The 15,236-nt window shown below is 60.4% G+C and carries 12 protein-coding genes and 1 tRNA gene; 5 read left to right on the forward strand and 8 right to left on the reverse strand.

Annotated elements, in window-relative coordinates; genetic code table 11:
- Positions 1-34 precede the first annotated feature (34 nt).
- From aroD to QM659_RS07480, 3 genes are all read right to left on the reverse strand, one after another.
- On the reverse strand, positions 35-961 hold the full coding sequence (aroD, locus tag QM659_RS07470) for a type I 3-dehydroquinate dehydratase (protein WP_415187933.1): 927 nt from the start codon (positions 959-961) through the stop codon (positions 35-37).
- 21 nt (positions 962-982) lie between these two features.
- The gene (locus QM659_RS07475; protein WP_415187934.1) at positions 983-2,533 is read right to left on the reverse strand and encodes a NosD domain-containing protein; all 1,551 of its coding nucleotides are present in this window, start codon (positions 2,531-2,533) and stop codon (positions 983-985) included.
- A gap of 476 nt (positions 2,534-3,009) precedes the next feature.
- A complete protein-coding gene (locus tag QM659_RS07480) occupies positions 3,010-3,960 on the reverse strand; it encodes a LysR family transcriptional regulator (protein ID WP_415187935.1) in 951 nt (316 codons plus the stop codon).
- Positions 3,961-4,186: 226 nt separating this feature from the next.
- On the opposite strand from QM659_RS07480, the gene QM659_RS07485 reads away from it, so the two are divergent.
- The 5 genes from QM659_RS07485 (at position 4,187) to QM659_RS07505 (ending at position 8,554) form a co-directional block, all read left to right on the forward strand.
- Positions 4,187-5,689, forward strand: coding sequence for a UbiD family decarboxylase (locus tag QM659_RS07485; protein WP_415187936.1), 1,503 nt, complete (start codon positions 4,187-4,189; stop codon positions 5,687-5,689).
- A 121-nt stretch (positions 5,690-5,810) separates the two neighbouring features.
- On the forward strand, positions 5,811-6,437 hold the full coding sequence (locus tag QM659_RS07490; RefSeq protein WP_303483528.1) for a UbiX family flavin prenyltransferase: 627 nt from the start codon (positions 5,811-5,813) through the stop codon (positions 6,435-6,437).
- Positions 6,434-7,162 carry a DUF554 domain-containing protein gene (locus tag QM659_RS07495; RefSeq protein ID WP_127079278.1) on the forward strand — a complete coding sequence of 243 codons (729 nt, stop codon included), beginning with the start codon at positions 6,434-6,436 and terminating at the stop codon, positions 7,160-7,162. Before QM659_RS07490 ends, QM659_RS07495 begins: the two co-directional genes overlap by 4 nt.
- Positions 7,163-7,199: 37 nt before the next feature.
- Positions 7,200-7,631: a pyridoxamine 5'-phosphate oxidase family protein gene (locus QM659_RS07500; protein WP_415187937.1), complete on the forward strand. Its 432-nt coding sequence runs from the start codon at positions 7,200-7,202 to the stop codon at positions 7,629-7,631.
- Between the two features lie 95 nt (positions 7,632-7,726).
- Complete coding sequence (locus QM659_RS07505; RefSeq protein WP_415187938.1) at positions 7,727-8,554, forward strand: transporter; 828 nt, start codon at positions 7,727-7,729, stop codon at positions 8,552-8,554.
- Positions 8,555-8,650: 96 nt separating this feature from the next.
- Here the strand turns inward: QM659_RS07505 and QM659_RS07510 are convergent, their stop codons facing one another.
- The 5 genes from QM659_RS07510 to QM659_RS07530 all read right to left on the reverse strand — a co-directional run bounded on the left by QM659_RS07510 (position 8,651) and on the right by QM659_RS07530 (position 14,930).
- Complete coding sequence (locus QM659_RS07510) at positions 8,651-11,947, reverse strand: efflux RND transporter permease subunit (RefSeq protein ID WP_415187939.1); 3,297 nt, start codon at positions 11,945-11,947, stop codon at positions 8,651-8,653.
- Positions 11,948-11,957: 10 nt separating this feature from the next.
- Entirely contained in the window at positions 11,958-13,259 is a 1,302-nt protein-coding gene (locus tag QM659_RS07515) for an efflux RND transporter periplasmic adaptor subunit (protein WP_415187940.1), read from the reverse strand.
- 132 nt (positions 13,260-13,391) lie between these two features.
- Positions 13,392-13,751, reverse strand: a complete 360-nt coding sequence (locus QM659_RS07520) for a hypothetical protein (protein ID WP_415187941.1) — start codon at positions 13,749-13,751, stop codon at positions 13,392-13,394.
- 530 nt (positions 13,752-14,281) lie between these two features.
- Complete coding sequence (locus QM659_RS07525; protein ID WP_415187942.1) at positions 14,282-14,734, reverse strand: hypothetical protein; 453 nt, start codon at positions 14,732-14,734, stop codon at positions 14,282-14,284.
- A 119-nt stretch (positions 14,735-14,853) separates the two neighbouring features.
- Positions 14,854-14,930: transfer RNA gene (locus tag QM659_RS07530), tRNA-Arg, on the reverse strand.
- Between the last annotated feature and the right edge of the window lie 306 nt (positions 14,931-15,236).

Consider the following 15,236-nt stretch of genomic DNA (forward strand, 5'->3'; position numbering starts at 1 on the left):
ATGCCGCAGTCCCATGCGGCATCCGGACTGGCCATCAAGCGCCGGTGATGGCCTTGTGAATGGTCTCCAGCACAGACTGGAGAGCGTGCACGTCGATCTGTCCCGGTGCGGACGCTTGCCCAACCATGCCGAACGTGGCCGCCGATCCGAACAATTCGCCGGTCAAGCGCGAAACGACGCCCGTGCCGCCCATTGCCATGGTGATCATGGGTTTTTCGGTGTAGCGGCTGCGCATTTCCCACGTGGCCGTGAGAAGCTTCAGCACGTCGCCCGCATCCTTCGGCATCGCCGCCAGCTTGAGAACGTCGGCGCCGAGGACTTCCATCTTGCGAAGCCGACGAACGAGTTCGTCCGCATCCGCGGTGGCTTGGAAGTCGTGGTTCGACATCACGACCGCCACACCGGCTGCATGCGCTGCCTTGACGATGCGGCGCACGGCCTTCTCGTCGCGCACCAGTTCGACATCGATCAGGTCTACCTTGCCCTTTTTCACGATCGTCTCGTAAAAACCGGCATAGGCCTTGTCATCGATTGCCGTAACGCCGCCCTCGGCCTTGGTCCGGAAGGTGAGAAGAAGCGGCTTTCCGTTGATCGCGCCGGCAACGTCCTTCGACAATTCCGCGACGGCCTCGGCGTTGAGCGCGATTTCGAGATAATCGACCCGGAACTCGATGAGATCGATCGAGGGATCGGCACCGATTTTCGTAGCGAAGCTCCGCACGGAAGCGGGATCCTTCGCCGTGATCGGGACGATGGTTTTCGGCTTGCCCTCGCCGATGGCGATGTTTCGGATCACCAGCGGCTTCGTCTGCTTGGGCGCTGCTTTGGCGACCGCTTCTTCCTTGGCGAAAGCGGAAGGAGCGATAGCGGGCAGCCCCGTTGCGGCTACGGCGGCAGTGACGAGACCGGTGGTAAGAAGCAGGCGGCGCCCCACCTTGCCGGATAAGATGTTGTTAGGCATTGGATTCACTCGCTTGCGAAATCAGTTGTTTCGAGAAACCGCGTTGGCAAGCGGTGTGCTGAGCATGGAGGTCGCGCCGTCCACGGTCGTAGCTGTCGCCGTGAAGTTCGCCGCGCTGGCGGCTTTCGCGGCATCGGCCACATAGGTGAAGGAGCCCTTCCCCGAAGCGTCCAGCGGCACATTCGCAAAGCCGAGGTAGATTTCGGCTTCCTTCGAGGAGGCGTCGGTATTGGCGAAGAATTCGATCCGATAAAGGGTCTTTGGCTGACCTTCGACCTCGCCCTTGATTTCGACGCCGCTGGCGGCCGGGTTCGCGGCGACAAGCTTCGGCGCGGACTGGTTATGGTTCGGCATCGGCTCGCAGTCGGGAGCGGTCACGCCCGGCGCGCAGATCTTCTCCATCTTGCTGGTATCGCCGTCGATACCGCCGCCCCGGTTTCCGACGAAGACGTCGTGCTCAAGGCCCGGGACGCCGAACACGATGGCGCCCTTGTGCTCGGGGAGACAAGCGCCGCCCGCGAAGCAGCGCTCGATGTCCTTGCCGTTGTCGAACATCGAGTTAGCCGTGATGCGGTTCACGGCAGGGCCGGTGATACGGTTGCGGCCGGGGGTTCCGTTCGGGCCAGGAGCCGCCTGGGGACGGACCGAAACGGCAACGCGGTTCCCCGTCATGATGTTGCCATCGACGATGTTGCCCGTACCGGAGAGCGTCACGGCGGAGGAGAGCTTCGTGAAGGTGTTCGCCGCGATGTAATTGCGGTTCCCCCAGTTCAGCTGCACACCGTCCGACTGGTTTTCGAAGTGGTTGCGCACGATGCTGTTATCGTTGCCCCACAGGATTTCGAGCCCCTGGGAGGGCTCTTCGATCGTGCCGTCGTTGGTGATGAAGTTGTCGGCGAGGAGGTTGAACGCCGCGCCACGCGTCAGTTCCATCGCATCGCCGTTGTTGAAGAAGTAATTGCGAAGGATCTTGTTGTTGTTCGTGGTGGTGGATGTCGAGGCGCCTTTTCCGTCATCGCCTGTAATCATGATGCCGGCGCCGCCGTGATTACCGACGATGCGGCTGTCGCGGATCACATTGCGGCTCGCGCGGTTGATGAGCACGCCGATACAGAAATTACGGATTTCTATGCCGGCGATCTCGACGTCCTGCGTATCCTGAAGGACGATCCCCGGTTTCGTCGTCGTGCGCACGTTGGTGCCGAACTGGCCCGGCACTGCGCCTGGGCAATCCTTCGCGCTCGGGCCGACATAGCCTGAGCCGTCGATCGCGACGAAACTTCCGTTTTCGTCATGGAGCGGGAAGCTGATTTTCACCGGCCCCTTGATGGGCGGGAGTTCGGACTTCACGACGATAGCGTAGGGCGCGGCGCCGACGGCATCTATATCGATTTGATAATGGCCGGGGTTCTTGTTGTTTTCCTCAAGAGCCCAACGGAGCGTTCCCGTGCCCCCATCGTCGCCGTATCGAGTGACTTTCAGGACTTCGACCGCCGGATCGGCCTGAACTTGCTGGCCCATCAGTGCCAGCGGCAGAACGAAAATCGCGGAGGCGCGTTTCAGTTTGCCCATTTTCTCCTCCAAGTGAACCGCCCGACGAGATTTTTCCTCGGGACCGATTATCGTCACCCATCGGGTGACGGCGTCGCGATCCTTCGGCTTTCATCGAGGCTTCACCGATCTGAGGGCTAACAACCGTCAGACGAGAAGAAGCTTTTCAGTAAAATACGGGGAGGCCTCATGCAATTCTGACAACATTCAGACCATTTATCCAAATTTAAGCCAAATGATCTTTGGCTTCATTGGATCGCAGTGGTTCTCATGCGCCGGCGGGATTTGCTCTCAACCTGACCGTTCTCCGGATCGTTACGATGGGAGCACCGTAGGAGCGGCGGAACGGAATTTAAAATACCATTGTGATATTTCACATATATCGGACCGATAGCGTCAACGGAGCCGTCGGGGGGGCATGGAAAGCGCTCACGCGCGGTCGCAATGCGAGTCTTGAGACCGGCATTTGAGACCGTCATTTGGGCAAAGAGCGGAGTTCAGGCGCGTTTTCGGGCACGCGGGAGAGAGAGCTTTTCCCGAGACTCGCCGTCCTCGGCCTCTTCCTCGGATGCCGCCATGATCCGGGCGATCACCGATGCCGCCACGGCGTTGAGTTGCATCCCCTTTGGTCGGACGATAGCCGGATGGAAGCCCATTGAGGGCTCGTCCAGGGAGAATATGCAGCCCTGATCCGGGCGATAATCTCGCGTCTCGGACTCCGGCAGGATCGCAATCGACCCCGTCTCCGCGCGCCACAAATCCTTGATGATACGCACATCGGGGCAATCCATGGCGACGTGCGCGGACATGCCATGCGCGTGGAACCAGCGGATGAACCTTTCGTAGCTTCCGCCTCCCGAGGGGCGACGCAGGAGCATTAGGGGAAAGGGCGCGATATCCTCCATGCGAAGCGTCTCTCCCCAAGACGGGCGTACGAGGGACTTCGGGACTATCACCGAAACACGTGAGGGCGGCAGGAGATCGACAATCAGCCCGGCTTCCGGCGGCGGCGCCTGCATAATGGCGAAATCGATGCATCTCTGGCCGAGCATCGATTCGAGCCAGTCGCTGTCGCCAAGCACCACCCTGAGCTTCACATTCGGGAAGTGGCCGCAAATCTCCCGCAGCGGCTCCATGAGATATGACGCACATGTCGAGGAAACGCCGATCACGACCCAGACCGGGGAGCATTGGCTTGCCTTCATCTCCTCGGAAAGTGCGTCGACCTCCGAGAGGATAAGCTTCGCGCGCTCATAGAGAAGACGTCCCTCCTCCGTCACACGGCACCAGCGCGTGCCGCGTTCGATGAGCTTCACTCCGAATTCTTCTTCCAGTTCCTTCAAACGCAGGCTGAGCGGCGGCTGCGCCATGTTCAGCGCGGCCGCTGCCTTGCTGATCTGACCATGGTCTACGATGGCACAAAAGTACCGTAATCGTTTCAAATCCACGCTCATACCCCCTCGATATGTCGAAAATATCGCAATGGTATTTCCCTTTCTTGTGCCGCCAAGCCTATGGATAGGACCAAGGCATGAAGGAGAAAATGAGGCATGACGGCGCAGACGAATTAGAAAACAACGACAGAATAGTCAAATGAATCCCAAATTATCTTGGTTGTTCCGGCTACGTCCTGCGAGGCGTCAAGGATCAACATTGCCTAGCAGGGAGAATAATATGTTCTCTGACGGAACAATAGACGCTGATGATGTAATCGACTTGCGGTCGGCTCTCGCTCTACTGGAGCAGAACCCGGGGCAATTGGTTACAACGGACGTACCCGTCGACCCGCTCGCCGAATTGTCGGGCGTCTATCGTTATGTTGGCGCTTCGGGTACGGTCAAGCGCCCCACCCGGGTCGGTCCGGCGATGATCTTCAACAAGATCAAGGGCTACGAAGGATCTCGCGTCCTTATCGGCCTTCTTGCCAGCCGCAAGCGCGTCGCACTCATGCTCGGATCTACACCTGAGCGTCTGGGCTTTCTTTTGAACGACGCAGTCCAGCACGCGATACCGCCGATCGTCGTCGGCCGTGAAAAGGCGGTTTGCCAGGAAGTCGTTCATCTGGCTTCAAATCCGGACTTCGATATCCGCAAATTGCTTCCTGCGCCGACGAACACCGAGGAGGACGCGGGGCCCTATTTCACGATGGGCATGGTCTACGCGTCGGACCCCGAGACCGGCGAGTCTGACGTTACCATCCACCGCATCTGCGTGCAGGGCCGCGACGAACTCTCGATCTATTTCGTTCCCGGACGGCACATCGACGCGTTCCGAATGAAGGCGGAGGCGGCGGGCAAGCCGCTGCCCATTACGATCAGCATCGGCGTCGACCCGGCCATCGAAATCGGCGCCTGCTTCGAGCCGCCCACAACGCCGCTCGGCTTCGACGAACTTTCCATCGCCGGCGCGCTGCGTAAGCGGCCTGTCGAACTCGTGGATTGCCTTACGGTTCCTGCGCGCGGCATCGCAAACGCTGAAATCGTGATCGAAGGCGAAATCCTTCCGAACGTCCGGGTTCGCGAAGACCAGAACACCAACACCGGCAAGGCCATGCCGGAATTCCCCGGCTACACCGGCGATTCCAAGGCAGCCCTCCCGGTGATCAAGGTGAAGGCCGTAACGCATCGCCGCAACCCGATCATGCAGACCGTGATCGGCCCTTCGGAAGAGCATGTGAGCATGGCGGGCATCCCGACCGAGGCGAGCATCCTGTCGATGGTGGAACGCGCCATGCCGGGCAAGCTGCTGAACGTTTACGCCCACACGTCGGGCGGCGGCAAATACCTCGCCATCCTGCAGTTCAAGAAATCGGCTCCGGCCGACGAAGGCAGGCAACGGCAGGCGGCATTGCTGGCGTTCTCGGCGTTCTCGGAACTCAAGCATGTCATCATCGTCGATGAGGATGTCGACCTCTTCGATACAAACGATGTGCTCTGGGCCATGACGACACGTTATCAGGGCGACGTCAGCACGGTCTTCATACCGAATGTCCGCTGCCATCCGCTCGATCCGTCGGCCACGCCGGAATTCAGCCCCTCGATCACCCAGGCGGGCAATTCCTGCAAGGTCATCTTTGACTGCACGGTGCCGTTCCATCTGAAGGACCACTTCCACCGTAGCAAGTTCAAGGAAGTCGACGTGAAGCGTTTCCTGCCGGATTTCGATCCGGCCTCGTAAGGAGCGAAATACCCCTCTTCCTGGCGGGAGAACGGGGGCGAGGATCGGTTCCGCATCTCCTCCATCGTTGGAGGAGGGGAACGCGAGAACCGATCCTTATTCCTTCGGCAAGGAGCAACACATGGAAAAGCGACGCTTGATCGTCGGAATCAGCGGTGCGACCGGATTTCAGTTTGGAATAAGGGCGCTCGAATTACTCAGGGAGCTTGGTGTCGAAACCCACCTCGTGATGTCGAAGGGCGCCGAAATGACCCGGCATTACGAGACGGATCTCAAGAGCGAAGACGTCCATGCGCTGGCGGATGTCGTACATCCCATCGGCAATCTCGGCGCGACGATCTCCAGCGGTTCGTTCCGAACGATGGGAATGCTCGTCGCTCCCTGTTCCATGCGCACCTTGGGCGCTATCGCTGCCGGCATCAGCGACAATCTGCTGACAAGAGCTGCCGACGTCGTCCTCAAGGAACGCCGCAGGCTCGTGCTGATGACACGCGAGTCGCCGCTGCATCTTGGTCACCTGCGCAACATGGTCGCCGTGACGGAAATCGGGGCGGTCGTCTTCCCGCCTGTCCCGGCCTTCTACATCAAACCCCGGTCAATCGACGACCTGATTTCGCACACCGTCGGCAGGGCTCTCGACATGTTCGATCTGGATGTGAAGTCGCTCAGGCGATGGTCGCCTGACAAGCCCGCGAGAGCCGATATCGAACACACAATCCCAGCGATGGGGGCACGGAGAGCATCATGATTGGACCAATCGTCAACGGCGCGGCCGTTGTTATCGGAAGCATCAGCGGCGGCGCACTGGGAGAACGCGTTCCAGCCCGGGTGAGAAACGCGCTGCCGATGACCTTCGGCGTCGCTTCCATGGCGCTCGGCATAGCGCTCATCGTCAAGATCAAGTTTATCCCGGCCGTTATTCTGGCGCTGCTGCTTGGATCGCTGATCGGCGAGCTGATTTCGCTCGAAGCAGGCATCCAGAAGTTTGCGGCGAAGGCGCGCCGCCTGATCGACGCGATTACCCCGGCCCGCAGCAACGGGGTTTCCCACGAAGAGTTTCTCGACAAGTTCGTTGCGCTCACCGTGCTGTTCTGTGCGTCGGGCACCGGCATTTTCGGCTCGATGAACGAGGGCATGACGAACGATCCCTCCCTTCTTATCGCCAAGTCGGTGCTCGATCTGTTCACCTCGGCGATTTTCGCCACCGCGCTCGGCTTCTCGGTCGCCGTGATCGCCATTCCTCAATTCGCCATTCAGGCCGGACTTCTCCTTGGCGCCGAGCAGATCCTGCCGCTGACCACGCCGGAGATGATCGCCGACTTCTCAGCCTGCGGCGGCGCGATCATGTTCGCAACCGGCTTCCGTATCTGCGGAATAAAGCCCTTCCCTATCGCGAACATGCTTCCGGGGCTTCTTTTCATCATGCCGATTTCGGCGATGTGGGCGCGCTATGTCATTGGTATCGGGGGGTGAGCAAGGCGGGTCTCCAAAGCACAAGCGGCGCAGAGAAATGACCGACCTGCAGAGAATCATTTCGTTCATCTCACGGAATCACGTCCTGACGGTTTGCAGTGCAAACGATGGGACACCCTGGGCCGCCAGTTGCTTTTACGCCTTCGACTTCAATCGGATACGGTTCCTGATCCTCACAAGCCTCGAAACGCGCCACGGTGCCGAAATGGCCCGAAACGCGAAGGTGGCGGGAACCGTATCAGCACAGCAGTCCGCCGTCGCGACGATACGCGGACTGCAATTTGCCGGAACCAGCCGACAGCTTGAGGGAGATGAGGCGGAGCAAGGAAGGGCGATTTATTATCGAAAATTTTCGTTCGCCCGCCTTCGCCCCGCGCCGATCTGGACCATCGATCCCGAAATTCTCAAGCTCACCGACAACAGGCTTGGCTTCGGTACCAAGATCATCTGGACGAGGCCGGAGGATTGAACGCTTTCCCGCTCTCGGCGGACATCCTGATCCGGCGAGTACGTCAGGTTTGGATCGGGATCGACCCGCGCCGCGCGTTTTCTATCGAGGACATCATGACCAATAAAGCCATCGCGTGCGTAGCGTTTGCCTTTGCCTCGGCCACTTCAGCCGTTCATGCCGGCACCCCTTCCGAACTTCAGCCGGGCCTCACGACCGGCATCGCTCTCGGCGCGGCTGGCCAGCTTCCGCCTGGTGTCTATGATGTCGTGATCGGCAATTACGGGTCGAGAAATGCTTCCCCCGGAAATATTGACGATCTCGGTGCGGTCGTTCCCTCATGGCTGATCTGGTCGACGCCCTGGACGATCGCGGGAGGCCGCCTCCTTTTCGATACGGCGACGCCTTATGTCGATCTCGCCGTGAAGGACGGCCCCTCCATGAGCGGCTTCGCCAACACGATCTTCGACGCCCAGCTGAAATGGGATCTCGGCGGCGGCTTTTACGGCGGCTTTCAGGCGGGCGTGTATCTGCCGTCGCGAACAGCAGTCGGGCGCGATCTGACGTCTTTTCAAGGGATTGCGGCGCTCAGCTATTTGAAGGACAGCTGGAATCTCTCGACATCGGTGATTTACGGCACCGGCGGAGCGGCGGGCGGCGTCGACTATTCGGACTGGCTCAATATCGATCTCACCGCCACGCGGAAATTCGGTGCCTGGGAATTCGGCGCCGTGGCGTTCTATTCGACCGATATCGGAGGGGGAGACGGCCTCAGCCAGTTCGCGTTAGGGCCACTCGTCGGCTATGACTTCGGCTCAGCCGTCGTCCAGCTGAAACTCACCCGCGATGTGTATGAACGAGGCTACGAAGGGCACGACACGCGCGCGGCCGTCAATATCTCCTTTCCCATCTGGGTTGGGGATCAGTGTTGCGAGAAGCGGTGACGGCATTTTCCGGTCGCTAAATCGCGCTCATATCAATGCTAACGCTTAGACATCGATGAGGTTTGTCGCACCATAGGCAGCGAAGACGAGAACTTTCTAATCTGTATCCTGCCTTGAGTTTTCAGTAATAGTCAGCTGTCCACAAGGTGACAAAATGGGTGCCGCGGGCTGCGGCTCCTTGGTCCCGATTTTTCGCTCCCTGTGCATGCTGGTCACGAAAGTGCTGCCAAACCGCGCGTAAAGCGCCGGAAGCACGACGAGCGTCAGAAGCGTCGCGCTGATGACCCCGCCGATGACGACGGTTGCGAGGGGCCTTTGCACCTCCGCGCCCGTGCCCGTAGCGAGCGCCATGGGCACGAAGCCGAGCGAAGCGACGAGCGCTGTCATGAACACGGGCCTCAACCTCCCGAGCGCGCCGGTCACGACCGCATCCCGCCGGAGCATCCCGTCCTTCTGAAGTTTCTGAATGTAGCTCAACATGACGAGGCCGTTCAGCACGGCGATGCCGGACAACGCTATAAACCCCACCGCCGCCGAAACCGAGAACGGCATATCGCGAAGCCACAGCGCCGCGATGCCGCCGGTGAGCGCGAGCGGCACCGCCGTGAAGACGAGGGCCGCGTCGCGCGCCGAGCCGAGCGCGGAGAAAAGAAGCAGGAAGATCAGCAGCAGGCATGCCGGCACGACCAGAGACAAGCGATGTTTCGCTAGCGCGAGGTTCTCGAACTGACCGCCCCATTGAGTGAACGAACCGGCGGGCAGCACCACTTCCGCCTTTACGCGGGCCTGCGCTTCGACAACGAGCGAGGCGATATCGCGACCGCGCACATTTGCCTGCACCACGACGCGCCGCTTGCCGTTTTCGCGGCTCACCTGGTTCGGCCCCTCCGAGAACTCGAACCGCGCCACGCGCTTGAGCGGCACGCTTTGCGGCGGGGCGCCCTGCGCCTGTGGAAGCGGAACCGGCGTATTTTCGAGCGCGGCGAGGTCGTCGCGAACGGCTTCGGGCAGACGCACGACAATCGCGAAGCGACGGTCACCCTCGAACACAACACCCGCTTTCCGGCCGCCGATGGATGCGCCGATGATGTCCTGAATGGTTCCGACCGAGATACCGAGGCGCGCGGCTTCATTCCGGTCGATCGAGATATCCATGAAGGGTAACCCCTCCGCCTGTTCGACCTTCACATCCACCGCGCCGCTGGTCCGGCGCAGGATGCTGGCAATCCCGTTCGCCGCTTTCAGCATCGCTTCGGGGTCTTCACCGAACACCTTCACCGCGAGATCGCCGCGCACACCGGCAAGAAGCTCGTTGAAACGCATCTGAATGGGCTGCGTGAACTCATAGACGTTGCCGGGAAGACGCGAGACGGCCACGTTCAGCCTGGCGATGAGGTCGTCCTTCGAAAGCGCGGGCTCGGGCCAATCGGCGCGCGGCTTCAGGATGATGAAGGTGTCAGACGCGTTCGGCGGCATCGGATCGGTGGAAACTTCGGCCGTGCCGGTCTTCGAAAAGACGAAAGCGACCTCCGGCGCGGCGCTCAATGCTTTCTCCACGCGAGTTTGCATCGCCTGCGATTGAGTGAGCGATGTGCTGGGGATGCGAAGCGCATGCATGGCGAGATTTTTTTCGTCGAGTGTCGGGACAAACTCCTGTCCGAGCCGCCCGAATGCGAAAACGGATGCGCCGAACAGCGCCACGGCGAGCGCGATATAGGGCAATGGGCGCCGTACTGCCGAACCTAAAACCGGGCGATAGGCAGCTTTCAGGCTCCGCACGAGCCGGTTCTCCTTCTCCTCGACACGGCCCCTGATGAAGATCGCAATCATCGCTGGCACGGCAGTCAGCGACAGCACGAAGGCGGCGGCAAGCGCGCAGATCACCGTCAGCGCCATCGGCTCGAACATCTTGCCTTCGACGCCGGTGAACGTCAGCAGCGGCACATAGACGAGGATGATGATCGCCTGACCGTAGACCGATGGCTCGATCATTTCCCTGGCAGCCCGCGAGACGGTTTCGAGACGCTCGTCCAGCCGCAGCAATCGCCCAAGCTCGTGCTGGCGTTCGCCGAGCCGTCGCAGGCAGTTTTCCGCGATGATCACCGCACCATCCACGATCAAGCCGAAATCGAGCGCGCCAAGGCTCATGAGGTTCGCGCTGATGCGCCCCTCAACCATGCCGGTGGCGGTAATGAGCATGGAAACCGGGATCACGAGCGCCACGATGAACGCCGCGCGGATATTGCCGAGGAACAGGAACAGCACCGCGACAACCAGCAGCGCGCCTTCCGCGAGGTTGGTCGCCACTGTCGCGATGGTCGCGTCCACGAGCTGCGTGCGGTTGAGCGCCACATTCACCGCGATATCCGGCGGGAGCATTTTCCGCACTTCGTCGAGCTTTTCGACAACAGCCGATGAAATCGTGCGGCCGTTGCCGCCGATGACCATAAGGGCCGTGCCGACGACGACTTCTTCGCCGGAACGGCTCGCGCTGCCGGAGCGCAGTTCGCGCCCCACGGCGACGGTCGCCACGTCGCGCACGCGCACCGGTACGCCGCCGCGAGCCGTTACCACGACATCGGCGATTTCCCCTGTCGTCTGGAGCTGACCGCGCGAGCGCACGATGATGCCCTCGCCGTTGCGCTCAAGATAACCCGCGCCACGATTGAGATTGCCCCGTTCGAGCGCCAACGCGAGATCGTCGAACGACAGGCCGAGGGCGACGAGCTTCGCGGGGTCGGGCTCGACGTGATACTGCTTCACGAAGCCGCCAATGGCGTCGACGCCCGCAACACCCGGTACGAGGCGCACCTGCGGCCGGATCACCCAATCCTGAATTTCGCGCAAGTAGGCGGCCTGCTCGATCGCAGTTTCCAGCCGTCTTCCTTCCGGTGTCAGGTAGCTGCCGTCCGTCTGCCAGCCGGGCTTTCCGTCGACTGCGCGTGCGGCCTTTGAAAAGGAGACGGTCCACATCACGATTTCGCCGAGCCCCGTTGAGATGGGGCCGAGCTTCGGCTCGACGCCAAGGGGCATGGCATCGCGCGCTTCCTGCAACCGCTCAAGCACCTGCTGGCGCGCGAAATAGACGTCCATCCGATCGCTGAAAACGGCTGTGACTTGCGAGAAGCCGTTGCGCGAGAGCGAGCGGGTGTATTTAAGCCCCGGCGTACCGGCGAGCGCGGTCTCTATCGGGTAGGTGATTTGCTGCTCGACATCGACAGGCGACAGAGCGGGGGCAAGCGTATTGATCTGCACCTGATTGTTGGTGATGTCGGGGACGGCATCGACCGGAAGGCGCCCAAGCGACCACATGCCGATGCCCGCGACGACGGCTGTCAGCACAAGCACCGCCCAGCGCCTGCGCACCGAAAAGGAAAGAAGGCCTTCGATCACGTTCGTTCCCTCAGTGCGCGTGCTCGGCGGAGCCCTTGCCAAGCTCTGCCTTGAGAATGAACGTGTTCGAAACAGCGACGTTTTCGCCGGGCGATACGCCGGAGGCAATTTCCGCTGTCTCGCCATCCTGCCTCGCGATGGCGACCTTTCGTTTTTCGAAGCCGTTCGGTGTTCGGACGAAGACCGTGTGCTCGCCTTCGATCCGCTGGATCGCGGCGATGGGCACACTGGTTTCAACGGCGTTTTCATCGATGGCGATTTCGGCCGTAACGAAGGTTCCAGGGCGCCAGATCAAATTCGGATTGTCGACCAGCGCTATGGCTCTGGCGGCCCGCGTATCGGCGGCGATGACAGGACTGACGAAGATCACACGACCGGGCGCCGTTTCCTTCGAGGACGCTGCCCTGATCAGGAGGGTGTTACCCTCCCTGACACGATCGAGATCGGCGGCGGGAAGGGTAATATCCACCCACACCTTTGACAGGTCGGCGATAACGTAAAGCTCCGACTCCTGCCCCTCGCGGCCCACTGGCGCGCCGAGGTCGACGCGACGCTCCACGACGCGGCCCGCGATCGGCGAGCGGATTTCGTAGCGGCGCAGCGCCTTGCCGACCGCGTCCACGCTTGCGCCCCCCTCCTTCGCCTCGACGGCCGACGCCGCCTGCTTCGAAAGGGCGTCGATGTCGCGCGCATCGATTCCCAGTGCGAGGAGCTTCTGGCGGGCAAGGTCGGTTCGCACGCGCGTCTCGGAGTAAGCGGAGCGTGTCCTGAGATATTGCTGTTCGGGGGTGATCTGCTTCTGCCACAGAGCGCGGTCGCGCTCGTAAAGCGTCTTCTGCAACGCGAAGGACACGAGCGCCGAGATGTATTCGCTGCGGGCCTCGGCCACCTCGCGGCTTTCCAGCGCCGCGATGACCTCGCCCTTCTCAACGGTGTCGCCGAGCTTCTTCCGGAGATCCGAAACGATGCCCACGACATTGGCGGGGATGCGCGCGATGCGATCCTGATCCATGGCGATCACGCCCGGCATCACGAGCCGTTGGACGACGCGTCCCTTGGATACCGGAGCGACGGCGATACCCGCTGCGTCGATCTGATCTTTGGAAAGACGCACGCCTTCGCTTTCGCCTGCTTGGTCTTCCTCGCCGCCGTGGTCGCCGTCATGCTTGCCGCTCGCGTGGTCTTTGTCTGCGGCGGTTGCGTTGACCTGCCGGTGGGCGTTTCCGACATGCGCGAACGAAATGAAAGAAGTTAAACCCAACGCGGTAACGGCCAGCGCTATGCCGCCGAGGAGCAGAATTCGTCCGGTCATGATCGATACATTCGGGGCGTGCCCGCCTTCATTGATCTCTGATTTGGAAATAGCCGCGTCGCGCGAAGCGTATCGGGCGGCGGCGTCAGGGCCGTGCCAGGCAGCGTTCGGCGCGTCGGGCGCTATCGCAGATCAGACGCGGGGCGGAGGATCGGACGTCGGAACCGATGAGGGCAGAAAAGGCGCATCCACCGCAGCCGCGTAGGCGGCCGCAGACAAAAGCATGGCACACCCGCCTATCGGCGCAAGGCGGACGAGCATGGGCGAATGGCAGGCGCAGGCCGCAGCGCTGTGCTGCAGGGTTCCATCATCGGTGCGGTCGGGGACGCTCACGGTTTCACCGTTCAAGCCTTCAAACGCGGAAACAGGACCGTGAGCGACGGCATGGGAGGCGAATGCGAAGAGCAGCACCGCGATGCAGGCAAAGCGATGCGCGGCGCGAATGATCGCGCTGGCCGCCTTCATGATCGCTTCAGCTTTAGCCCGTGACATCCCTGCGACTTTCGATTGCAGTCGTTATAGAGATAAACCGGGACGGTGAATGCAACCCTAAAGCGATGACATGATTAAGCTCGCTGAAGCGCTGTACAAGGTGGGTCTCGCCATCGTGTGAAGGGAATATATCCGCTTAGCCATGTCAGTAGCTGGTTGTTCGCGGCCTGCCTGATCATCGCGCGCACCGATGAGTTGTTGCCGCTGTCGATTAACGGCGGCGAATTGGCGGGGCTTGCATGCGAGGATCGGACGAGGTTTCCGGGTCTTTGTTCAGCTACGTCATATGGAAGACCGTGTTCCTGCCCATCGTCCGTTTCGCAAAATACGCGAGTTCGCGAACGCGGCGTTGAACGCGCTGCCAGAAAGCCACCCCTTGCAGTAATGCGCGATTAGCCATCGCGCCGAGGCATAGCAAACCGTCCCTCGATAATCAAAACGGGCGCAGTAGCGGGGGCTGAGTATCCTCTCGGCCTGACGCTGTATGCAAACGCCCTGTGCCTCGCGGTGAAGGGCGTTTATTGTGACTGTCAATCAAAAGTTACTTCGCCTGGGGAGAACGTGCTTCCAATGCTATTGGCCTCCGCTGGCGCATTTGATTCAATCGCCGACCACACTTCAGTATCAAAACGACCGGCAATGCGTAAATATTCGAGAATGTGAAGCAACTCGATTCGATTGGTTTTATAACCGCCAAATTTCTCTTCGAGTTTATAAAACTCAATATCGGATAGTCTGGCATCCCTCCAACACTTATCGATGTATTTCAAGACTTCCTCAACGAAGCATGTCTTGACCGCATAAACATCTTCGAAAGGATCGGCTTCATATATCTCGCGCTCGACATTTTCGTGCAATACGGGAGCCACGCGATAAAAATATGCGAATGCGAGAGCATCGGAAAAATTTTCTGGATTTTGAATGTATCCAATTAAAAAGCTTTGCCTCTTTAGCTCGTAGAGCGCGACTAATTGCTTGTCCATGCACAACCTCCTATCAAAAAAGGTGCCACCTAAGGCTTACGGCAGGCTTATCGCGCAAAACGAGCGCGCTTTAAACCCGCGCTTGCGCTGCGTAACGCATTGTTTTTACTAGGGAAAAATGGCGCACCGGGGAAGATTCGAACTCCCGACCCCCAGATTCGTAGTCTGGTGCTCTATCCAGCTGAGCTACCGGTGCGGAGCAGTGTCGCGCTTGGCGATCTGCGGAGGCCCATATCTCTAGCGGGTTAAGCGCGGGTGTGCAAGCGTTCCGTCGCGAAATTCCGACCTTTTTCGAGCGCGGCCGCTGACGCCCGTTGCGACACCGGAATCGGCGAACCCGCGCCAATTGTGCGGCGCAACTCTGTCCGTGCAGCTATCGCCCTTTTTCCGCCCCGCTCGCGGAAAAAGCGAATACCGAATCTGCCGAAAGCAATTGTCAACATATTGAAATGATAGGAATTTATCGGCCGTCCTGGCGTCAAGCGGTGTGTCTCCTCCGCCC

Source organism: Rhodomicrobium sp. (assembly GCF_047605405.1).
GTDB lineage: Bacteria > Pseudomonadota > Alphaproteobacteria > Rhizobiales > Rhodomicrobiaceae > Rhodomicrobium > Rhodomicrobium lacus.